Origin of the sequence: Pseudomonas sp. FSL L8-0168 (assembly GCF_037976155.1) — a bacterium.
GTDB classification, from domain to species: Bacteria; Pseudomonadota; Gammaproteobacteria; order Pseudomonadales; family Pseudomonadaceae; genus Aquipseudomonas; species Aquipseudomonas paracarnis.
Genome location: NZ_CP150262.1, coordinates 543543 through 565286, shown reverse-complemented (window position 1 = coordinate 565286; position 21744 = coordinate 543543). Strand labels below are relative to the sequence as shown.

Annotated in this window: 20 protein-coding genes and 1 pseudogene; 11 read left to right on the top strand and 10 right to left on the bottom strand. The window is 60.3% G+C overall.

Annotated elements, in window-relative coordinates:
- Nucleotides 1-71: 71 nt before the first annotated feature.
- Nucleotides 72-1559 (top strand): methyl-accepting chemotaxis protein, encoded by a 1488-nt coding sequence (locus tag MHH62_RS02375; RefSeq protein WP_103451624.1) that lies wholly within the window; start codon nt 72-74, stop codon nt 1557-1559.
- A 57-nt stretch (nt 1560-1616) separates the two neighbouring features.
- On the opposite strand, the gene MHH62_RS02370 is transcribed toward MHH62_RS02375, so the two are convergent.
- Both MHH62_RS02370 and MHH62_RS02365 read right to left on the bottom strand, forming a co-directional pair.
- Nucleotides 1617-2522: a LysR family transcriptional regulator gene (locus tag MHH62_RS02370; protein ID WP_060767730.1), complete on the bottom strand. Its 906-nt coding sequence runs from the start codon at nt 2520-2522 to the stop codon at nt 1617-1619.
- A gap of 68 nt (nt 2523-2590) precedes the next feature.
- The gene (locus MHH62_RS02365) at nt 2591-3364 is read right to left on the bottom strand and encodes an SDR family oxidoreductase (RefSeq protein ID WP_339232374.1); all 774 of its coding nucleotides are present in this window, start codon (nt 3362-3364) and stop codon (nt 2591-2593) included.
- A gap of 133 nt (nt 3365-3497) precedes the next feature.
- Between MHH62_RS02365 and MHH62_RS02360 the strand changes: the two are divergent.
- Nucleotides 3498-3653, top strand: a pseudogene (locus MHH62_RS02360) (VOC family protein); the annotation flags it as partial.
- Between the two features lie 4 nt (nt 3654-3657).
- On the opposite strand, the gene MHH62_RS02355 reads toward MHH62_RS02360, so the two are convergent.
- Nucleotides 3658-4323 (bottom strand): TIGR02466 family protein, encoded by a 666-nt coding sequence (locus MHH62_RS02355; protein ID WP_032902435.1) that lies wholly within the window; start codon nt 4321-4323, stop codon nt 3658-3660.
- 217 nt (nt 4324-4540) lie between these two features.
- Here MHH62_RS02355 and MHH62_RS02350 point away from each other — a divergent pair, with 217 nt between their 5' ends.
- Nucleotides 4541-4801, top strand: coding sequence for a transposase (locus MHH62_RS02350; RefSeq protein WP_014718621.1), 261 nt, complete (start codon nt 4541-4543; stop codon nt 4799-4801).
- A 95-nt stretch (nt 4802-4896) separates the two neighbouring features.
- Nucleotides 4897-5517, top strand: a complete 621-nt coding sequence (locus MHH62_RS02345) for a LysE family translocator (RefSeq protein WP_069868536.1) — start codon at nt 4897-4899, stop codon at nt 5515-5517.
- Nucleotides 5518-5789: 272 nt separating this feature from the next.
- Here the strand turns inward: MHH62_RS02345 and MHH62_RS02340 are convergent, their stop codons facing one another.
- From MHH62_RS02340 to MHH62_RS02330, 3 genes are all read right to left on the bottom strand, one after another.
- On the bottom strand, nt 5790-6305 hold the full coding sequence (locus MHH62_RS02340; protein WP_020302301.1) for a GNAT family N-acetyltransferase: 516 nt from the start codon (nt 6303-6305) through the stop codon (nt 5790-5792).
- A gap of 117 nt (nt 6306-6422) precedes the next feature.
- Complete coding sequence (locus tag MHH62_RS02335) at nt 6423-7637, bottom strand: aldose 1-epimerase family protein (RefSeq protein ID WP_198833082.1); 1215 nt, start codon at nt 7635-7637, stop codon at nt 6423-6425.
- 1329 nt (nt 7638-8966) lie between these two features.
- Nucleotides 8967-9860: a LysR family transcriptional regulator gene (locus MHH62_RS02330; RefSeq protein ID WP_072434645.1), complete on the bottom strand. Its 894-nt coding sequence runs from the start codon at nt 9858-9860 to the stop codon at nt 8967-8969.
- A gap of 94 nt (nt 9861-9954) precedes the next feature.
- Here MHH62_RS02330 and MHH62_RS02325 point away from each other — a divergent pair, with 94 nt between their 5' ends.
- The 4 genes from MHH62_RS02325 (at nt 9955) to MHH62_RS02310 (ending at nt 14470) form a co-directional block, all read left to right on the top strand.
- Entirely contained in the window at nt 9955-11139 is a 1185-nt protein-coding gene (locus tag MHH62_RS02325) for an MFS transporter (RefSeq protein WP_198833899.1), read from the top strand.
- Between the two features lie 59 nt (nt 11140-11198).
- Nucleotides 11199-11681 carry a VOC family protein gene (locus tag MHH62_RS02320; protein ID WP_073452359.1) on the top strand — a complete coding sequence of 161 codons (483 nt, stop codon included), beginning with the start codon at nt 11199-11201 and terminating at the stop codon, nt 11679-11681.
- Nucleotides 11682-11930: 249 nt separating this feature from the next.
- Nucleotides 11931-13307: a cystathionine beta-synthase gene (locus tag MHH62_RS02315; RefSeq protein WP_166405671.1), complete on the top strand. Its 1377-nt coding sequence runs from the start codon at nt 11931-11933 to the stop codon at nt 13305-13307.
- Nucleotides 13304-14470, top strand: coding sequence for a cystathionine gamma-synthase (locus tag MHH62_RS02310; RefSeq protein ID WP_339232371.1), 1167 nt, complete (start codon nt 13304-13306; stop codon nt 14468-14470). The genes MHH62_RS02315 and MHH62_RS02310 overlap by 4 nt, the downstream gene beginning before the upstream one ends.
- 122 nt (nt 14471-14592) lie before the next feature.
- Here the strand turns inward: MHH62_RS02310 and MHH62_RS02305 are convergent, their stop codons facing one another.
- The gene (locus tag MHH62_RS02305) at nt 14593-16791 is read right to left on the bottom strand and encodes an OsmC domain/YcaO domain-containing protein (RefSeq protein WP_020302291.1); all 2199 of its coding nucleotides are present in this window, start codon (nt 16789-16791) and stop codon (nt 14593-14595) included.
- A 145-nt stretch (nt 16792-16936) separates the two neighbouring features.
- On the opposite strand from MHH62_RS02305, the gene MHH62_RS02300 reads away from it, so the two are divergent.
- Nucleotides 16937-17497, top strand: coding sequence for a cysteine hydrolase family protein (locus tag MHH62_RS02300; protein WP_014718633.1), 561 nt, complete (start codon nt 16937-16939; stop codon nt 17495-17497).
- 62 nt (nt 17498-17559) lie between these two features.
- Here MHH62_RS02300 and MHH62_RS02295 read toward each other — a convergent pair whose 3' ends face one another.
- The 3 genes from MHH62_RS02295 to MHH62_RS02285 are packed head-to-tail and all read right to left on the bottom strand — an operon-like array spanning nt 17560 to nt 19275.
- Nucleotides 17560-18009, bottom strand: a complete 450-nt coding sequence (locus MHH62_RS02295; protein ID WP_014718634.1) for an NUDIX domain-containing protein — start codon at nt 18007-18009, stop codon at nt 17560-17562.
- A complete protein-coding gene (locus MHH62_RS02290) occupies nt 18002-18799 on the bottom strand; it encodes a nucleotidyltransferase domain-containing protein (RefSeq protein ID WP_339232370.1) in 798 nt (265 codons plus the stop codon). The genes MHH62_RS02295 and MHH62_RS02290 overlap by 8 nt, the downstream gene beginning before the upstream one ends.
- Complete coding sequence (locus tag MHH62_RS02285) at nt 18796-19275, bottom strand: ATP-binding protein (protein WP_339232369.1); 480 nt, start codon at nt 19273-19275, stop codon at nt 18796-18798. The genes MHH62_RS02290 and MHH62_RS02285 overlap by 4 nt, the downstream gene beginning before the upstream one ends.
- 727 nt (nt 19276-20002) lie before the next feature.
- Here MHH62_RS02285 and MHH62_RS02280 point away from each other — a divergent pair.
- Both MHH62_RS02280 and MHH62_RS02275 read left to right on the top strand, forming a co-directional pair.
- Nucleotides 20003-20428, top strand: coding sequence for a DUF2231 domain-containing protein (locus tag MHH62_RS02280; RefSeq protein WP_054921373.1), 426 nt, complete (start codon nt 20003-20005; stop codon nt 20426-20428).
- Entirely contained in the window at nt 20425-21717 is a 1293-nt protein-coding gene (locus tag MHH62_RS02275; protein ID WP_014718638.1) for a sorbosone dehydrogenase family protein, read from the top strand. Before MHH62_RS02280 ends, MHH62_RS02275 begins: the two co-directional genes overlap by 4 nt.
- Nucleotides 21718-21744 lie beyond the last annotated feature (27 nt).

The window sequence follows — 21744 nt, the reverse complement described above, 5'->3', positions numbered from 1 at the left end:
CAGCGGCGCGCCTGTATGGCACACCGCGTGCTTGCTTGACCTCGACGCCCCCTCTCATGGAGTAAGAGTGAATGCCCGTCCGTTTTCTCGAGCACTATCGCAAGGCCGACCGCATCATGCTGGCATTGATCTGGCTGATGTGCCTGTTCTCCCTCGGCCTGGCGTTCTGGCACGACACCCTCATGCAGGCCGTGATCGTCGGTGGCGGCACCGGCGTGGTGCTCACGGCGCTGTATCGCGTCATTGGCGGCACCCGGGTGATGCGCTGTGCACTGGGCGCCGGCTTGATGGTGATGGCGGCGTTGCACATCAACCAGGCACACGGGGTGATCGAATCCCACTTCGGTATTTTCGCGCTGTTGGCGGTGCTGACCTTCTACCGTGACTGGCTGCCGATCCTGGTGGCGGCACTGACCATCGCGGTGCATCACGTGGTGTTCCATGCCTTGCAACACCAGGGCTTGCCGGTGTTTGTGATGGAGCATCACGGCGGCTGGACGATGGTGTTCGTCCACGCCTTCTATGTGGTGATGGAGACCGTCGCCCTGCTCTACCTGGCCGTCCATAGCCAGGCCGAAGCGGTGGAGAGCCAGGAAATGCTTGAGAAAATGCTCGCCGTCACCTCGCAGTTCACGGTGGAAACCGCCCAAGGTGAAGGCAAGGCCCACGTATCCCTCGCCAAGCGGTTCGACCACTTCCTGCAGCAACTCACCCATCTGATCGACGGCGTCGCCCGCGACTCCCATGGCCTGGGCCAGCTCGGCCAGGAACTGGCCAGCGCGAGCGGCACCCTGGAAAAAGGCGCACGGCATCAACTGGCGCAGATCGGCGAAATGACCGGTTCGATGCAGCGCATGGAAGACGCCATGGGCCACATTACGGTGCAGGTCGAACAGGCAGTGGAACATGCAGGCCAGGCCAGCCAGCAGATTGTGCGCGGCCAGGAAAGCGTCGGCCGCGCCCAGCATGAAATCAGCCAACTGGCTTCGCGTATCAACGGCACGGAGTCGACCGTGGAATCCCTGGCGGTGCAGGCAGAGCAAATCGGCTCGGTGCTGGAAGTGATCAGCAGCATCGCCAACCAGACCAACCTGCTGGCCCTCAACGCCGCCATCGAGGCCGCCCGCGCCGGCGAGCAAGGCCGTGGCTTTGCCGTGGTAGCCGATGAAGTGCGCAGCCTGGCCCAGCGCACCGCCCTCTCCACCCAGGAAATCAAGAGCATCATCGAGGGCCTGCAACACGGCAGCCGCCAAGCCGTCGAAGCCATGCACGCCAGCCGCGAAGGCGTAGAGCGCTGCGTGGCAGACAGCCAAGAGGCGGTGGACATGCTACGGGCGGTGGGCGAGGACATCGCGCACATCGACCAACTCAACGGCCACATCGTCACCACCACCCGCGAGCAGACCTCGGCCAACCTGGAGATCGTCGAGCGCTTGCAGTCGGTGCAAAGCATCGCCCAGAACACCGCCGACGACGTCGAGACACTCGCCCGCAGCAGCGAACGCCTGCCACCGATCGCGGTGCGGCTGGATGCGTTGGGGCGCAGGTTTCATCCTTGAACCCAATCCGAAACACGGCGAGTCAAAGAGTATAGGTGGATATACCGCTGGAGTGCATCAAGGTTCCAGATGCGGAGCCATCAAAGCGGCAAACCAATCGATGAACGCGCCAAGGCGACGAGAGCGTTGGCGGCGAGTCGGGTACAGGGCTGAAACGCACATGGGGGCCGGCCGATAGGCCGTCATCACCTCAACCAATTCGCCGCTGTCCAATAAATGCTGAACATCGAACAACGGCACCTGAATCAAGCCAAGCCCTGCACAGCATCCTGCGATATAGCTTTCGGCATTGTTGACCACCACGCGGCTCGGCATCATGACAGCCTGCGCGGTGCCATCGACGCAATATTCCCACGCCGTTTCCTGACCGCCTGCGCTCGTGCTGTAGCCGATACAGACATGCCGATTTTGCAAATCGCCAGGCTGTGTGGGCACCCCGAATTCCGCCAAGTAGGCGGGGCTCGCGCAATTGACCAGCAACACCTTACCCAAAGGTTTCACCACCAGGCTGCTGTTCTGCGGGGTGCCAAAACGAATGACACAGTCAACGCCTTCCTGTACCAGATCAATGGCGCGATCGGTGGAGCCCAGGCCGAGTTGGAGCCCAGGGTAGCGGTGGAGAAACTCGGCCAACGCAGGCATCACCAGGCGCCGCGCTATGCGGCTGGGCACGTCCACTTCCAGACGGCCCATGACCTGTTCCTGATGGCGGTTAAACAGTTGGTCGATATCATCGATGTCCAGCAAGACCTGGCGCGCCTTCAGCAGTAACTGGGTGCCATCGGCGGTCAGGGAGACCTTGCGGGTTGTCCGGTGCAGCAGTCGAGTGCCAGCATTGGCCTCCAGCTGTTGAATGGCGGCCGACACGCTCGCGCGTGGCAGCCTCATCAGCCGTGCCGCTTGTATGAAACTGCCAAGCTCTGCGACCTGAACGAAGACGCGGTACTGTTCGATTCTATCCATGGGCTCTCAATGCTCGGGGGGCACGGATCGATCGGCGCTCACCACGTCTGCGCCTGCGCGTTGACCGTTTACTTGGTGGTGTAGCCGCCATTGATCAAAATTGTCTGGCCAGTCACCCACCAGCCGTCACTCACCAGGTTACAGATGAACGGGACCACATCCTCGATATCTGTCAGGCCCGTGCGCGAGAACGGCGACAGCGCGGCAGCCGTCTTGTGGTAACTGACCGCATCCTCACCTTCGGCCGGGTAGAAGAACGGCGTGTCCATCGGCCCCGGCCCTACTGCCGTGACCGAAATACCTCGAACGCCCAGCTCCTTCGCCGCCGCCCGCGTGAATTGCTCTACCGGAGCCTTGCTGCCGGCATACGCCGCGTAGAAGGGGGTGAAAGCGCCCAGCAATGAAGTGACGATAGTGCAGATCTTGCCATTGTCATTGAGGTGCTTGCCGGCTTCCTTGATAAAAAAGAACGCAGTCTTGGAATTGACGGCCATCATCTCGTCGTACTCCGCCTCCGTGATTTCAGCCATTGGCTTTTTCAGCACCTTGCCCACGGTATTGATCGCGATGTCCGGCCTGCCAACTGCCGCGACGGCATCATTGAAGAGTTTTTCCATCGCCCCCGCCGTGGTCAAGTCCGCTTGCAAAGCGACAGCCTTCGCGCCTAGCGCCTCGATTGCGGCAACGGTTGTGTTCGCGTCAGCCTGGCTGGAGGCGCTGTTGTAGTGCACGACCACAGCCTTGGCGCCATGCTTGGCCAGATCGCGGGCGATCAACCCTCCGAGGTTCTTCGCACCACCCGCGATCAGTGCAACCTTGCCGTTGATTGAATGATTAGGCATGACAACATTCCTTTAATTGGGAGAAGTACGCCGCCATTCTAGAGTGACCCTCGACAAAGATAAGCACACCTTGGCTGGATGCAGTGTCCAGAGATATTGCCTAATCACAAAGGCCCTATCGGTGAATGAAAAGTACGCAGATAACTTGGACAGTGTGCAGCAGCGGCTTCAACAGCTGGGTGCGGTGATAACCCGCCAGACGTTTTCGTTTCCCGGTGGCAGCCGGTTCCACTTCACCGATCCGGATGGGTATGAGTTAGCGGTGTGGAGTGTTGCATCGCTGACTTGAGCGTTCAGGCACCAAAATTGAAGGCAATGGAGATTCGCGGCCGTGTGCCTTCAAAGCGGCGTACCGAATGCATCAACCACGACGGAAACATCACGAATGTGCCCGTGGCGGCGGCGCAGGTGCTGCTGAACCCAGCAGTCAGGCAGTCTTCTACTCGCATGCGCAGGGCCGGGTTATAGGTCGAAGCCACCATGCCGCGCGGGTCCAGGAACTCCAGGTCGCCGCCCACCGCCGGGTCATCCTCGCGGCCACCGGCATCGACCCAATAAACACCGGACCAAAACGCCCCAGGGTGGCCGTGAAGTGCATTGCTGTGGCCCGCCTCATTCACGTTGACCCAGGCGTTGACCTTCCACTCGAAGCCGGGCTCGATGAACCCATATTGCTCGCTGTGCACGACGGTCATTTGGGTGGCGAACTGCGTGGCAAACCTCACCAGGGCTTCACAGGCCTCCCCGCCCCACTGCGCAAAATCACCGGCCGACTGCCAACCTCCGGCATTGCTGCGCTGCGTGCCGTAAACGTCGTCTGCCATGCGCTGGGCAATCTGGGCCTTGAGCTCAGTATTCAGCCTTTTCGCGTCGGGAAACTGAATGCTGGCCAATGGGCTTGGAAACAGCCGGCGGATGTTGATGAGCTGCGGGTCCAGTGGGTGTTCAAGGAACTGCATCGACGTTCTACCAAGTTGTGCAAGTCACTGAAAAACATACCGAATAGACGCAGTGACCGGTGTAAACCTTTGTTAAAAACTTGAGGGTTATTGATAGGTGTCGGCAAGTCGGCTAAAAAAGCTTTTGCAATCGCTCAAGTACGTGACTGCATGCATTCTTGAACCGCAAGGCCCCGAGGCTCGACAGGGTCTGTGTAATCCAAGCGGAGTACCCATTATGGAATACGACGAAAAACTGATTGAGGAAGTCGTACTTGCCCTGCTGACCACCTTCAGCTTTGATAACGGCAACTCATGGAAAGGCCACGACTTTCAAATAATGAACCGGCTTCACGAGCAAGGTTTTATCAGTAATCCGGTGAACAAAAACAAGTCCATTTGGCTGACGCAGGAAGGCTTGGAACGGGGCCGGCAAATCGCCGATCGGTTATTTGCCGCAACCCCTGAGGCCAAGCGTTCATCCAATCCGGACACCTGAAGCGCTCGCGGGGCCAGAAGCCCGGCCACGGAGTGTTAAACCGCGCTTCATCTGTTTATCCTCAAGACTCCCCGACCTGCCAACCCGGAGCCGCCATGGACCTCGCCACCCTCGCCCTCTTCCTCCCCGCCTGCTTCGCCCTGAATATGGCCCCCGGCCCCAATAACCTGCTATCCGTGAGCAACGCTACCCGCTATGGCTACCGCACCTCCTGCCTCGCCGGTCTCGGCCGCCTGCTGGCCTTCGCCGGCATGATCGCCCTCGCATCCGCTGGCTTGGCGGTGGTACTGCAAACCTCGGAGTTGTTGTTCTACGGGATCAAGATTCTCGGCGCGGCGTATCTGTTTTACCTGGCGTATCAGCTATGGCGCGCAGACCCGCAGCAGCCGGTGAACACCGCAACGAGGAAGGTGGGCCTGTGGGCCTTGGCGCGGCAGGAGTTTCTGGTGGCGGCGGGCAACCCCAAAGCGATCCTGATTTTCACCGCCTTCCTGCCACAATTCGTGGTGCCCGGCCAACCCATCACCGCGCAATTTGCCCTGCTGGGTGTGATGTTCCTGGCCCTGGAATGGGTCGCCATCAGTGCCTACGCCTATATGGGCCTGCATATGCGTCGCTGGTTTGCCGAGCCGAAGGGCAAGCGCCTGTTCAATCGCTGCTGCGCAGGTTTGTTGTCAGCGGCCGCGGCGGTATTGTTGACTGCGCGCAGGGCGTAACCGCGGTGGGAGCGCCCCTGGCAGCCGACGCCGATCGAGCTGTGCCCCGCGATCAAATGTGGGAGCTGGCTTGCCTGCGATGACGGTGGTTCAGTTGAAAATTCAGTGACTGACACATCGCCTTCGCGGGCAAGCCCGCTCCCACAGGGGATCTGTGCCAGGCACTGATTTTGACGGCAATGCATGACCAATGTGGGAGCGGGCTTGCTCGCGAAGGCGGCCGGGCAGCCGACGACGATTCAACTGATGCCCAAGTTGCGTAGATACCTATGCTATCTCAACGGCAAACCATACCTCACCTCCACCAGCGCCACACCGCCCCTCTCAAGATGGCGCTCTGTCCCGGCCTCCTCGACACACCCCGCCCGGCGATAAAATCGAATAGCCCGTTCATTACCGGCCAAGACCCACAGCGTTAAACGCTCATAGCCTTGCGCCAACAGGTCTTGCAGGCCGGCATTCCACAAGGCCAGCCCGACGCCGGAGTGCCAATGCTCGGCGAGCACGTAGATGGCCATGACCTCACCTGCATTGGCCTGCACGGCGTCTTCGTCACGGCTGGCGCCAACGGATATCCAGCCGACAATCTGCTGGCCCACCTCGGCGACCCATACCGTTGACTCACCCGAGGCAAGCGAGCGAGCCCAATGGGCTTCGCGCCGAGCAAGCGTTACTTGCAATCCGCTCAAGAACTGGGCGGGCATCAGGTCACGGTAGGCGTCTTGCCAACTGCTGATATGCACCTGGGCAATGGCCTTTGCGTCGGCGGGTAATGCTCTGCGAATCACGGATAGGCTCCTGAAACACGGTTATTTCAGTATGCATGCCCATCGATGACAGTTGCAGGGCGCGGGTTCCGGCGTCGATGAAGAACGCCGGGGCCCGCGCGAAGGCTCCAGCCCATGTCACTCCTTGGTCAGATCCACCAAAGGCGTCTGCCGCACCTCAGTCTCCCGCCCACCCTGAATCTCGCTGACCTGCTTCAAGGCCTTTTCAACAGCCGCCTTATCCGCCAACAAGCTGTAGCTGATACGGAACTGCTTATGTTCCTTCGCCCCGATCGTAGGCACCAGGTTCAGTGGCCGCTGATAACGACGGTTATAGGAAAAACTCGTCCCCGGCTCCAACCCCGTGACATAGCCCTGCCCTTGGGTATCAGTGTTCTTCCACAGCGAAAACACCGGCAGTGTCTGCGTATTGAAACCCACCGAAACCCCCAGGCTGCCGGCCTTGTTATGCAGCACGGTCAATGTATCGCCCTTGGCATCGGCATACGGCACCACGTTGTAAACCGTTTCGTCATAGTCCTTGGTCGGTGCGCGATAGGTTTGCCAGTCGGCCAGTTCGCCCTTGGCCTTGTCATTGAACGGCGACACCTGCTTCACCGGCGCAACGAAACGCGCGCCCTGCTCCAGGAACGGGGTGCTGAAGTTACTGTGATACAGCGCCTGATATTCCTTCGGATAATCGCCATTGTTGGTCAGCGTGTCGTTGAGAGCGAACACCACACTGCCGGGCTCGGTGACCAGTTCGGTCGCAACAGAAAAATCGACCTTCTTGAACGCCTGCTCTTTCAGCTCGCCGCGCAGGGTGATGGCGTACGGCGGCTTTTCATCGATATGCAGGGTGACTTTATTCGCAGGAATATTCGCGGCCCGACCGTGCAGGGTCAGCAGCTCACCGTTGTCGATACCAGGGTGCCCGACCCATTCGTAGCCGCAGCGAGTAACCAGCTCATTGAAACCTTCCAGCCAACCCAGACCACCACGGCCATTGAGTTCGATAAAGGACGGATTCACCACTTCCTTGACCGGCGAATCCCAGCCCATGCGCACATCGCCGACCGACGCCTGCAACACGTTCATGCCACGTGTCGGCACTACCGAGAGCTTCATCGTGCCGTTATCGATATCGACGATGCTCACGCCCTCCTGCCGACCACCGTGCAGGGTGCGCAGGGTAACGCTGAAGGGCTTATCGGTTTGGATGCCGAGTTGCTGGCTGGTGACCTGCCAGTTCTGGGCGGCTTTGTCGGTGTCCAGCAGCACGTAATCCCAGGCCATGGCGTGGGAGGCGGCAGAGAATGCGCTGAGGGCAACGAGGAGTTTTAGTGGGGTCATGGCGGTGGCCTTTATTGGAGTTGTTTGCGATTTATAAACTCGATGAAACGTTTCAGCAAGCTTAAAACACGCGACAGTGTGGGAAAAGGTCATGAACAAGGTGGAACAGGTAAGGAGGTCAAGGCAATGCGCTTGCGGGCAGGCTGGAACGAAAACGCGAGTGGGCGGTGTATGAGCTTTGGTCCATCCGTGCCAGTTACAACCTTGCGTTGACTCATTGGCTGCAAACGGCCAAAAGCGGTCCATCGTGGCCCCTAAAAAGCCTGCATGATTCGTGCTTGCTCAACGAGGGTATTCAAAGTCCCGTCGCGCTCAAACCACCCGCCGTATAGGGGTCACGAAGTGGCGCTACCTTCGGGAGGAAACTACGCTGAAGAAATACTTTTTTCTTTGTGATGGAGCTGGAAAATGAAAAGGGTTTTTCTGCCACTGTCGTGTTTACAGCGCTCGTCGAATTTTCAAATACAGTGTCTGCTGAAATACCCTCTCATAAGAATGTCCGCACTCGTTGCCCAGGCACAGGCTAGCATTAACCTCTCTGCCCTTGCGCTTTTGGCAGCGAAATGAACGAACACCTACGCGACGACCGAGAACATTGATAAGGCGGCCAAGGAGGGCGTATGCATAATCCATCAACATCGAAGCTTGTACGGGAAATTGCCCGAGATGCTTTTTACCAAAGGTGGATGGTTTGGGTTCCATTATTGTTCACGTCTGTAATAGTTTTTGGAGGATACAGTGGGGACGTTATGGGGGTTCAATGGGTGGCGGAGCTTGCCACGATCGCCGGAGCCACTATTTCGTCGATTAACGTTTGGTCCGAAAAATCGTCATTTCCTCAAGCCACACAATTAATATTTTTACTGGCATGGATGTTTAGCTTTTATTACGCCTTTCTTATCGCGCGATGGAAGCCCTACCAGGAAATGTATGTTGGTTCACTTACCGGGTGGAGGCGTCATCTGAAAGCATTACCAGGAGTGGTGATGATTTGCGTTGGACTATTTTTCTTTACCTTTACGCCTCCGACCGAGCCCAATTGCACGAGGATGTGCATCTATGAGTCAACGTTCATTCAAGTGATCTATTCCACTGGGATATCTATATTTTTGGGGTATGGGTTTGCGCTGACTTACTGGTATCTGGCTAATTTCTCAAGCGCTTATTTCGGTAGGAGAAAAAATGACTAGCCAAAAATTAGTTGTTCAAATTTTAAGACTCATGGAGTTTTCAAGGTCGTTTCGTTTTGGCCGATTGTGGCCCGTGGTGAGGGGCAGCGTTGGGCCGAAATCCGCCGGTCAGCCCCCTCCTCCCCAAAAATCCCGCCCCTCAACCCCCACACCTCTCAACCAAAAAATCCACAAACGCCCTAACCCGCGCCGGCATCGCCCCTCCCCCCACAAACACCGCATGAATCGGTTCCACATCCCCAGGATTAAATTCCTCCAGCAACACCACCAACTCCCCCCGCCTCACCTCCTCCACCACACTAAACGCCCCTATTCTCGCCACCCCCGCCCCCAGCTTCGCCAACTGCGCCAATGCCTCACCACTATTCCCCTCAATCGTCCCCGCCACCTTCAACGAAAACTCCCGCCCCTCCACCCGAAACGGCCAATCCGGCGCCGCCCTACGGAAGTTGAAGCGCAGGCAGTTGTGTTGCAGTAAATCCTGCGGCGTCACGGGGGTGCCATGCCGTGCCAGGTACTCCGGTGAAGCAACGATAACCTGCCCGGTAGAGCCGATAAGGCGAGCGGTCAGGGGGCTGTCGGCGAGGGGGCCGAAGCGGATGGCAACGTCGGCTTGGCCGCCGAGGATGTCCACGACTTCGTCGCCGAGCATCAGGTCGACGACGATGGCGGGATAGCGGGCGCTGAAGGCGGCGATCAGGGGGACGATGGTCATGCGGCCGTGGGCCAGTGCGGCGCTGACGCGCAGGCGTCCGCGTGGGGCGCCCTGGTCGGTGATGGCGTCTTCGACTTCGGCCATGTCGGCGAGGATGCGTCGGGCGCCGCGCAGGTAGGCTTCGCCTTCGGCGGTGAAGGTGATGGCGCGGGTGGTGCGCAGTAGCAGGCGGGTGCCGATGCGCTGTTCGGTGCGGGTGATGATGCGGCTGATGGCCGATGGGGTCAGCCCCAACGCCCTGGCCGCGCCCGACAGGCTGCCGTGCTCGGCGACCATGGTGAACACTTCCATCTCTCCCGAACGCCCGCCGATGTCCATTTGTGCCTCCTGCGCAAAGCTGTAGTTCCCAACCAAGGGCTACTGCTGCAAAAGGCAGGATTGTAGCATTTGACTCACAGATGAGGAGTCACCCATGCGTATCAATCCCCCCCTTGTAGCATTGTCCGTCGGTGCCTTTGGCATCGGGGTCACAGAGTTTGCCCCTATGGGCATGTTGCCCGGTATCGCCGCTGATCTTGATGTCTCCATTCCCGCTGCGGGGCTGTTGGTAAGCGCCTACGCCATGGGCGTGTTGATTGGCGCGCCGATCATGACCCTGGCGACGGCCAGGGTGCCCCGCCGTTATCTGCTGATCGGGCTGATGGCGATTTTTACCCTGGGTAATTTGCTGTCGGCGTTGGCCAGCAACTACCAGACGCTGATGATCGCCAGGCTGGTGACGTCGCTCAATCACGGAGCGTTCTTTGGGATTGGCTCAATTGTGGCCGCAAGCCTGGTGGCGCCCGAGAAGCGCGCGGGGGCTGTGGCGGCGATGTTCATGGGGCTGACCCTGGCAACTATTGGCGGCGTGCCCCTGGCGACCTGGTTTGGCGAAAATTTTGGTTGGCGTACTGCGTTCTGGGGCATCAGTGGGCTTGGCGCGGTGGTCATGGCGGCGCTGTGGCGGGCCCTGCCCAATACTCCCGCGCCCAAGGGTGGCGGCCTGATGGCGGAAATCCGTGTGCTGGGGCGCGGGCCGGTGCTGGCGGCGCTGGCCCTGACCGTGGTGGGCTCGAGTGCGATGTTTACGGTATTCACCTACATCGCGCCGATTCTGCGGGATGTCACCCATGCTTCGACCAACTTCGTCACCGGGATGCTGGTGCTGTTCGGAATCGGGCTCACCCTGGGCAATGTGTGGGGTGGCAAATCTGCGGACCGCTCAGTGGACCGCACTTTGATCATCTCGCTGGTGGTGTTGATTGCCGTGCTGTTGGCCTTTTCGGTGCTTATGCAATGGCCGCTGCCCGCCGCGTTGTCGATCCTGCTGTGGGGCGCTGCCAGCTTTGCCCTGGTGCCGCCGCTGCAGATGCGGGTGATGGAGGCCGCCAAAGACGCGCCTAACCTGGCTTCGGCGATGAACATCGGTGCGTTCAATTTTGGCAATGCGATTGGTGCGGCATTGGGTGGCGCGGTGATCAATGCCGGGCTGGGCTACCCGGCCATTTCCCTGGCAGGCGCACTGATGGCGGGCCTGGGCTTGCTGATGGTATTGGGGCTGAGCTGGCGTTCGCGGCGGGCCGACGCACGCGCTGGCCGGGAGGCGGTGCAAGCCTGAGTAGCGTTGCAGGTTGTTCGTCTAGACTTCATGCACCTTTCAACCCGAGGAGCCTTGCGATGAACAACAAGAATACGATTTGCCTCTGGTACAACGGCGATGCCCTGGAGGCAGCGACCTTCTACGCGCAGACCTTCCCCAACAGCGAAGTAAAGGCCGTACACCGTGCGCCTGGCGACTACCCATCCGGCAAGCAGGGTGATGAGTTGACTGTGGAATTCACCGTACTGGGTATCCCCTGCGTGGGCCTCAATGGCGGCCCCCTGTTCAAGCACAGTGAGGCGTTTTCCTTTCAGGTGTCTACCGAGGATCAGGAGGAAACCGACCGGTTGTGGCATGCCATCATCGACAACGGTGGGCAGGCGAGCGCTTGCGGTTGGTGCAAGGACAAGTGGGGGCTGTCGTGGCAGATCTCGCCGCGGGTGTTGGTCGATGCGGTTACCAGTAAAGATCCTGCCGTCGCCAAGCGTGCATTTGAAGCGATGATGACCATGACCAAGATCGACATCGCTGCCATCGAAGCCGCCATTGCCGGGAACTGAACGGTGGGAGCGCTCGAGCCCTAGCGAGGCCGCGATGGCGGTGGGTCAGGCAGCGCAAATGCCAACTGCACCACCGCCATCGCAGGCAAGCCAGCTCCCACATCTGGATTGCGCGCCCTCTCCCATGCGGCAAAAAAAGTCATACAACGGACGCCCGGTTGCGACACGGGCGATACCGGCCTATGTTCCAAGCCATGCTGTTTTTTTGCTGCCCCCCGCCCTACGTCCATCCCGTAACCAGGAGACGACATGCCCACGCCTTCACGCCCTGCCGTACTTGAACTGATCGGCAACACCCCGCTGGTCAAGGTCAGCCGCTTCGATACCGGCCCCTGCACGCTGTTTCTCAAGCTTGAATCGCAAAACCCCGGTGGTTCCATCAAGGACCGCATCGGCCTGGCGATGATCGACGCCGCTGAACGCGACGGTCGCTTGCGCCCGGGCGGTACCATCATTGAAGCCACCGCCGGCAATACCGGCCTGGGCCTGGCGCTGGTGGGCCGGGCCAAGGGTTACCGGGTGGTGTTGGTGGTGCCCGACAAGATGTCCACGGAAAAGGTGCTGCACCTCAAGGCCATGGGCGCCGAGGTGCATATCACCCGCTCCGATGTGGGCAAGGGCCATCCCGAGTATTACCAGGACGTGGCGGCACGCTTGGCCAAAGATATTCCAGGCTCGTTCTTCGCCGACCAGTTCAATAACCCGGCCAACCCCTTGGCCCACGAGACCAGCACCGCGCCGGAGATCTGGGCGCAGACCCAGCACGACGTGGACGCGATTGTGGTGGGCGTCGGCTCGGCCGGCACCCTCACCGGCCTCACGCGTTTCTTCAAGCGCGTGCAACCCGAACTGGCCATGGTGCTGGCCGACCCGGTCGGTTCGGTAATGGCCGAATACAGCCGCAGCCGCACCCTGGAAACTCCCGGTTCCTGGGCCGTGGAAGGGATAGGCGAGGACTTCATCCCCTCGATCGCCGACCTGTCCAGCGTGCGCCACGCCTACTCCATCAGCGATGCCGACAGCTTCGACCACGCCCGCCAACTGCTAAAGGCCGAAGGCATCCTCGGCGGCTCATCCACCGGCACCCTGCTCGCCGCGGCCTTGCGCTACTGCCGCGAGCAAACCGAGCCCAAGCGCGTGGTGACCTTTGTTTGCGACACCGGTACGCGCTATCTGTCCAAGGTTTACAACGACCAGTGGATGAACGACGCGGGCCTGTTGCAGTACAAACACTACGGCGACCTGCGCGATCTGATCGCGCGCCGCTTCGAAGACGGCCGCGTGATCAGCGTAAGCCCCGACGACACCCTGCTCACCGCCTTCCAGCGCATGCGCCTGGCGGACGTGTCGCAACTGCCGGTGCTGGTCGATGGCCAGACCCTGGTGGGCGTCATCGACGAGTCCGACATCCTGCTGGGCCTGCACCACGACGCCGCAGATTTTTCCATGACCGTCGCCAGCGCCATGACCAACACCCTGCACACCCTGGCCCCCAACGCCAGCCTGGCCGAACTGCAGGCTGAACTGGATCGCGGCCTGGTCGCCATCATTGCCGACGCCGCAGGCTTTCATGGCCTGATCACCCGCGTCGACCTGCTTAACCACCTACGGAGATCCCTTGCATGAGCCAGCCCGATAAAAGCGCGTTTGCCACCCGTGTGATCCACGCCGGGCAGTCACCCGACCCGACCACGGGCGCGCTGATGCCGCCGATCTACGCCAACTCCACCTACCTGCAAGACAGCCCCGGCGTGCACAAGGGGTTTGACTATGGCCGCTCCCATAACCCCACGCGTTTCGCCCTGGAACGCTGCGTGGCCGACCTTGAAGGCGGCAGCCAGGCATTTGCATTTGCCTCGGGGCTGGCGGCGATCTCCACCGTGCTCGAACTGCTGGATGCTGGCGCGCATATCGTCTCGGGCAATGACCTGTACGGCGGCACTTTCCGGCTGTTCGACAAAGTGCGCCAGCGCAGTGCCGGGCACCGTTTCAGCTATGTCGACCTCAGCGACTTGTCGGCGTTTGAAGCGTCATTGCAGGACGACACGCGCATGGTCTGGGTCGAAACCCCAAGCAACCCGCTGCTGAGCCTGACCGACCTGCGCGCCGTGGCCCGCATCTGCCGTGCCCGCGGGATTATCTGCGTGGCCGACAATACCTTTGCCAGCCCCTGGATCCAGCGCCCGCTGGAGTTGGGCTTCGACATCGTGGTGCACTCCACCACCAAATACCTCAATGGGCATTCTGATGTGATCGGTGGTATCGCTGTTGTCGGTGATAACGCTGAATTGGCCGAACGCCTGGGCTTCCTGCAAAACTCCATCGGCGCCATCGCCGGGCCGTTCGATGCCTTCCTGACCCTGCGCGGGGTAAAAACCCTGGCGCTGCGCATGGAGCGCCATTGCAGCAATGCCCTGGACCTGGCCACCTGGCTGGAACAACAGCCACAAGTGTCGCGGGTTCACTACCCGGGCTTGCAATCCCACCCACAGCACGACCTGGCCAAGCAGCAAATGCGCGGCTTTGGCGGGATGATTTCAGTGGACTTGAACAGCGACCTGGCCGGCGCGACGCGCTTTCTGGAAAACGTGAAGATCTTCGCCCTGGCCGAGAGCCTGGGGGGCGTGGAAAGCCTGATCGAGCACCCGGCGATCATGACCCATGCCAGCATCCCGGCGGCGACGCGAGCGCAATTGGGGATTGGCGATGGGCTGGTGCGGTTGTCGGTGGGGGTTGAGGATGTGGAGGATTTGCGCGCCGATCTGGCTCAGGCCTTGACCCACATTTAACCGCCATGATCGTTCCCACGCTCTGCGTGGGAACGCATTCGGTGACGCTCTGCGTCACGCTTGGGAACGCAGAGCGTCCCTGGCTGCATTCCCACGCAGAGCGTGGGAACGATCAGTGTGTATCAGGCTTGGGTAATGTTGGCCCGCGCCGCATGCAGCTTCTTGTAGCTATCGATCAAGCGTAAATGCCGGTCCAGGCCTTCCAGCTTCATGCTCGTCGGCGTGAGCCCATAAAAGCGCACACTGCCGTCGACCGAGCCGATCACCGCGTCCATGCGCTCGTTGCCAAACATGCGCCGGAAGTTGGCCTCGTAGTCAGCCAGTTCCAGGTCCTCATCCAGTTCCATCTCCAGCACCGCGTTCATCGCCTGGTAAAACAGGCCGCGCTCAACGGTGTTGTCGTTGTACTGCAGGAACATCTCTACGCATTCCTTGGCCTCTTCATACTGCTTCAGCGCCAGGAATATCAGCAGTTTCAGCTCCAGGATGGTCAACTGGCCCCACGCGGTGTTGTCATCGAACTCAATGCCAATCAGCGTAGTGATATCGGTGTAGTCGTCCAGTTCGCTTTCTATCAGACGCTCGACCAACGCCTGCAGCTCATCCTCGCTGAGGCGGTGCAGGTTGAGGATGTCTTCGCGGAAAAACAGCGCCTTGTTGGTGTTGTCCCAGATCAGGTCATCCACCGGGTAGATTTCCGAGTAGTCCGGCACCAGGATGCGGCAGGCGGTAGCGCCCAAGTGCTCATACACCGCCATGTACGACTCTTTGCCCATGCCTTCGAGGATGCCGAACAGCGTGGCGGCTTCCTGGGCGTTGGAGTCTTCGCCCTGGCCGGAGAAGTCCCACTCGACGAATTCATAATCCGACTGAGCACTGAAGAAGCGCCACGACACCACGCCGCTGGAATCGATAAAGTGCTCGACGAAGTTGTTAGGTTCGGTGACCGCCTGGCCTTCGAAGGTCGGCTGCGGGAGGTCGTTCAAGCCTTCGAAGCTACGGCCTTGCAGCAGCTCGGTGAGGCTGCGTTCCAGCGCCACTTCCAGGCTCGGGTGCGCGCCGAACGAGGCGAACACGCCGCCGGTGCGCGGGTTCATCAAAGTCACGCACATCACCGGGAATTCACCGCCCAGGGAGGCATCCTTGACCAGCACCGGAAAGCCCTGGGCTTCCAGGCCTTCGATACCCGCCAGGATGCCCGGGTACTTGGCCAGCACTTCGGCCGGTACGTCCGGCAGGGCAAATTCGCCTTCGATGATTTCGCGCTTCACCGCCCGCTCGAAAATCTCCGATAGGCACTGTACCTGGGCTTCGGCCAAGGTGTTACCCGCGCTCATGCCGTTGCTCAGGTAGAGGTTTTCGATCAGGTTGGACGGAAAATACACCACCTCGCCATCGGACTGACGCACGAACGGCAGGGAGACAATGCCACGGGCTTCGTTGCCGGAGTTGGTGTCGAACAGGTGTGAACCGCGCAGCTCGCCCTCGCGGTTGTAGACTTTCAGGCAGTAGGCATCGAGGATTTCACTCGGCAGCTCATCGTTGGGGCCCGGCTGGAACCAACGCTCGTCCGGGTAATGCACGAACGGCGCGTTGGCCAGATCCTCACCCCAGAACTGGTCGTTGTAAAAGAAGTTGCAGTTCAGGCGCTCGATGAACTCACCCAGCGCCGACGCCAACGCGCCCTCTTTTGTCGCGCCTTTGCCGTTGGTAAAGCACATCGGCGAATGGGCGTCGCGGATATGCAGCGACCACACGTTGGGCACGATATTGCGCCACGAGGCAATCTCGATCTTCATGCCCAGGCCCGCGAGAATCGCCGACATGTTGGCGATGGTCTGCTCCAGCGGCAGGTCCTTGCCGGCAATGTAGGTGCCCGCTGCGGACGTGGAGTTGGGCATCAACAACGCCTGGGCATCGGCGTCGAGGTTGTCGACTTCCTCAATCACGAATTCCGGCCCGGCCTGCACCACCTTCTTCACGGTGCAGCGGTCGATGGAACGCAGGATGCCTTGGCGGTCCTTGTCGGAGATGTCTGCGGGCAATTCGACCTGAATCTTGAAAATCTGGTTGTAGCGGTTTTCCGGGTCGACGATGTTGTTCTGCGACAGGCGAATATTCTCGGTGGGAATATTGCGCGTCTGGCAGTACAACTTCACAAAGTACGCCGCACACAACGCCGACGAAGCCAGGAAGTAGTCGAATGGCCCCGGTGCCGAACCATCGCCCTTGTAGCGGATGGGCTGGTCGGCAATGACCGTGAAGTCATCGAACTTGGCTTCAAGCCGAAGGTTGTCGAGAAAGTTGACCTTAATTTCCATGCGGGCACACCAGAATAACGAGCTAAACAAATTGGCCGCCATTATGAAGCGTTTCGCCGGGAAGTCTCAGGGATTTGCGTATGGGCTGCCGATCGGTGCTAACTTCCAACCAGTTAGATAATGTTCACCTCTGCCAGGACAGGCCATGGAACCGATAGCGACTAACGCCGCATTGTTGATCATCGATATGCAAAAAGGCATGGCCGATCCCACCCTTGGCCGCCGCAACAACCCAGACGCCGAGCTGCGCATACAGCAATTGCTCAATGCCTGGCGCCAGGCGCAACGCCCGATCATTCATGTGCGGCATATCTCCCGCTCTGCCGCTTCAGTGTTCCGGCCAGGCCAGCCCGGCTGTGAGTTCCAGGATGCGCTGCACCCCCTGGCCCAGGAGCATGTGGTTGAAAAAAACGTACCAGATGCGTTCAGCGCCACGGGCCTGGAGCGCTGGCTGCACCTGCGCTCGATCCAGCAGTTGGTAATCGTCGGGGTCATCACCAACAATTCAGTGGAATCCACCGCACGCTCGGGCGGCAACCTGGGGTTCGACGTGATCGTGGCGGCGGATGCGTGTTTTACCTTCGATCAAACCGACTTGTCGGGGCGGCTGTGGGCCGCAGAGGATGTGCATGCACTGTCGCTCAGTAACTTGGCGATGGACTATGCAAGGGTGTTCCAAACGAGTGAAATCCTGGCCAGTCATTAATGAGCAATGCAGACATGCATCAGGGCAAACGCACGATGGCGACCGCTTGCCGGCCTGGACGGTTAAAACACCCCGGCATCCTCCAGCATTTGCGGTAACGCCTGCGGCCATACCGTATCGCTCGTGGCGCGCAACGCTTCTGCCGACCACCAGCGATGATCCGCCATCACTTGGGTCTCCTGTAGCGTCCACTCGGCCCTGGATAACGCCTCGCTGGGCGCATGCACAACGAAGTACCGCTCAACCGCCAGCACCGTTTCGCCGCAGGGCAGCATCAAGGTCACGTCGCGCTCTGCTACACATTCCCCGACGCTGCTCACCGTGATCCCAGTCTCTTCGCGCAACTCACGAATCGCGGCGCTGTGGAAGCTCTCCCCGGCCTCCACGCCACCGCCCGGCGTGGCCCAGTAATCCTGGCCGGCCAGGGCGCCGTCTTTATGCACGAAGCGAAACAGCAACACTTGCTGCGCAGGGTTTATGACCAGTAATCGTGCGGCTTTGCGTTCACGCATCTGATTGATTCCTTTCTATAAAAGCCGAAACCATCCAGCTCAGAAACGCCCGTAGGCGTGTCGTAAATGCCTCGCACTCGGCGCTCGGGTTGCGTGCTTCAAACAGGAAGTAGGCGATTTGCACGCGCATGGTCGGGTAATGATGAACAAACAGCCCGACGTAGTCTTCCAGGGTTTGCGGCCAGGTTTGCGCATCTTCCGCTCGCAGGATGTGGGTGGCGCGGATCAAGGCCCGTGATGCTTCCCGCTGCAGGCCAAGCCGCGTGTGTTCAGGGCTGGCCTGTTCAATGCGCACCAGGTAAGTCGTGAGCGCCTGTTCAAAATCACCATTGACCGCCAGGGCGATGGCGCGGGACGGGCGAAACGGTTCGACGTGCAGTGACAGGTCTTCGCCCCAGAGACAGCGGCAATGATGTTTGAGCCAGAAGCCCCAACTGTTTCGGTTTTCGGGCGCCAACACCTGGGCGCGGTGGCCGATGTCGAAGTCGATCTTGGTGACGCTCGGATGCCGTTGCTCCAAAGCGAGTCGGGCCGACTCCAATTGTTCAAGCACCGGCGCATTCGGTGGTTCCACCAGTATCAGGGAAAGGTCAAGATCAGACATCCCGATCTCAGCTTCGCCCCGTGCGATGCTGCCATACAGGTAAATCCCGTGCAGCCCGAGCTCCGGCCGGGACAAGGTAGCGCAAATGTCCGTCAGCAGGCGCTGGAACTCGGGTTGTATAGGCCCATCGGCGACGTTGAGGATATAGCCGTCGGCATCGATACCAGCAGGTTTTTGGGTGGTCACGGGTGATGCACCTCAATCACCAACCCTTCCTCTTCACTCGGCACACTGAAATGGCGAGTGATCAGGTCAAACTCGGTATCGGTGGCGGCAAAATCATGCTCACCCCGGGCGTTACGCGCATGCAGGCGCGCACGACAGGTGGCATCGTCCAGCTTCAGGTAATGCAGGCAGTGCGGCACCTTGGCTGCCTGGGCCAGGCCGAGTAACCATTGACGATTGGCGAGGGTATTGGCCGGAAAATCCAGCACCACATTGACGCCGCACGCCAACAGATCGATCACCAGCGGCTCAAGTACCCCACGAACCCGCAGGGCACAGCGCAGGTAGTCGGCAATGCTCTGGATTTCGCCGGGATAGAGATTGGCCAGCCACTGGTCTTCGCTGAGCACGATGGCCCCCTGCTCGGCGGCCAGGGTTTTGGCGAGTGTGGACTTACCGGATGCGATCTTGCCGCAGAGCAGATGCAGGGTGGGCATAACGCTATTCCTCATGTCGGGCCAGGAAGGATGAGTCATATAGCCGCTGTGGTAAACATAAGCAGGCATAGGTATCTACGTAACTTTGTAGGCGGTAGCAGCAGACGGTAACCACGATGCGAAGCGAGCCGCTCTTGATCTGCTTGTGATCTTGATCTCAGGCGCCCCGTTAAACCACGCTGGCCGGAATTCGACAGGGATTTGGGGGGTAAACCGGCAGGGATGCCGGTTTAGCCGCCCCGCGCCATGGAGGGCGCGTGGCGGCGGCCCCCCAAATCACTGGCGGATTACGGGCACACCGAGCCTAGGCGAGGTGCCGAGTGGTGGGGCAAGAGCGTTTTGCTTACTTTTGCGCTTTTCAAAAGTGAGCCGCCGTCAGGGCGGAACCCTAGGTGGCCGTTACCTAAATAACGGATATGTACCCGGTCCAACTGTGTTGACTGTTAGGCCGCCTTCGCAGGCAAGCCAGCTCCCACAGTTGGATGGTGGGGTGTCAGGTAGATAGATGTCGGCTGTCAGGCCGTCACGGGAGCAAGCTCCCTCGCCACAGGTTCAGCGTCGCACCAAAATTGTGTAGATACCTATGCATATGCAGGGGAACGCCGGATCGAAACACACCTCGACACGCCCTCCCAGTGAACTTTCTTGCAAATGCCATGCTCCTTTCCTATGCGAAGTCAGCGCGCCCTGAGCCCAGGGTGCAGAACGATAAGGAGCCGCCACCAACATGACTACCCTCTCCACTTACCCCGTCGTCAGGCCTGGGCCGTTGCACGGGACTTTGCTTGCCGGCACCGTGCCGTTGTTTCTCGGGGCCTTGCTCAGTGATATCGCCTACGGCCAGACCTACCAGATCCAATGGGCCAATTTTGCCTCCTGGCTGATCGCCGGGGCGCTGGTGTTCTGTGGTTTTGCCCTGCTGTTTGCACTGGTCAACCTGGTGCGCGCCGAACACAAGGGCGGGCGCCCGGTGGCGTACTTCCTGCTGTTGCTGGGCACTTGGGTGCTGGGGCTGGTGAACGCCTTTCAACATGCCAAGGATGCCTACGCCATGATGCCTGCTGGCTTGGTGCTGTCGGCGATCGTCACCGTGCTGGCGATTGTCGCCACCTGGATCGGCTTGACCAACCTGCGCTCAGGAGCTGCCCGATGAAACCACTCAACACACTGACCCTGCTCAGCGCCGCCCTGTTGCTGAGTGCCTGTGGCGGCGAAGGTGACAAGACCCAGGCACGCGGCCCTGACCCCAAGCTGCCCGAACAACAAAGCAGCCTGTTGCCGAGCATGAAGATTGCCGAGCCCACGCCGTGGGGCGATCAAAAGCCCAAGGTGCCCGAAGGCTACAGCGTCACCGCCATCGCCACCGACCTTGCGATCCCGCGCCAGACCCTGGTGCTGCCCAACGGCGATATCCTGGTGGCCGAAGGCCGTGGCGGCAGTGCGGCCAAGCTCAAGCCCAAGGACGTGATCGCCAGTGTGATCAAGGCCCAGGGCAACACCAAGGTCAAGGGCGGCAACCGCATTACGCTGCTGCGTGACGCCGACGGTGACGGCACCTATGAACTCAAGACGGTATTCGCCGACAACCTCAACGCTCCCTACGGGCTGGCATTCGCCGACGGCAAACTGTATGTGGCCAACCAGGACGCACTGGTGCGCTTTGACTACGCCGACGGCCAGACCAAGGCCAGCGCCCCGCCCGTCAAAGTCACCGACCTGCCGGCGCAGATCAACCATCACTGGACCAAGTCATTGGCCGTGAGTGACGACGGGCGTCAGCTGTATGTGGGCATCGGTTCCAACAGCAACATCACCGAACGCGGCATGGAAGTGGAGATCGACCGCGCAATGGTCTGGCAGATCGATGCCGCCACCGGTGCGCATAAGCCCTACGCTACGGGCCTGCGCAATCCGACGGCGCTGACCATCCAACCGGGCTCAGGGCAACTGTGGACCGTGGTCAACGAGCGCGATGAACTCGGCCCCGACCTGGTGCCAGACTACCTGACGTCGGTGCGTGAAGGTGCCTTCTACGGCTGGCCCTACAGCTACTGGGGCCAGAACGTCGACCCCCGCGCACAACCGCAGAACCCGGCCAAGGTGGCTGCCGCGATCAAACCCGATTACAGCCTGGGCTCCCATGTGGCCGCGTTGGGCGTGGATTTTTCCATCCCCGCCATGGGTGAAAAATTCGCTGACGGCGCGTTTGTCGGCGAGCACGGCAGTTGGAACCGTGACAACCCAGTGGGCTACAAGGTGATCTTCGTGCCGTTCAGCAACGGCAAACCGGCGGGCGAGCCCATCGACTTTGCCACCGGCTTTCGCGGCGACGATGGCAAGACCCGTGGGCGTCCAGTGGGGGTGACGGTAGACCCGAAAGGCGCGCTGATCATTGCCGACGACCTGGCCAATACGATTTGGCGCGTCACGCGTAACCAATAACCGCAGATGACAGGGGCAGCGACGCCC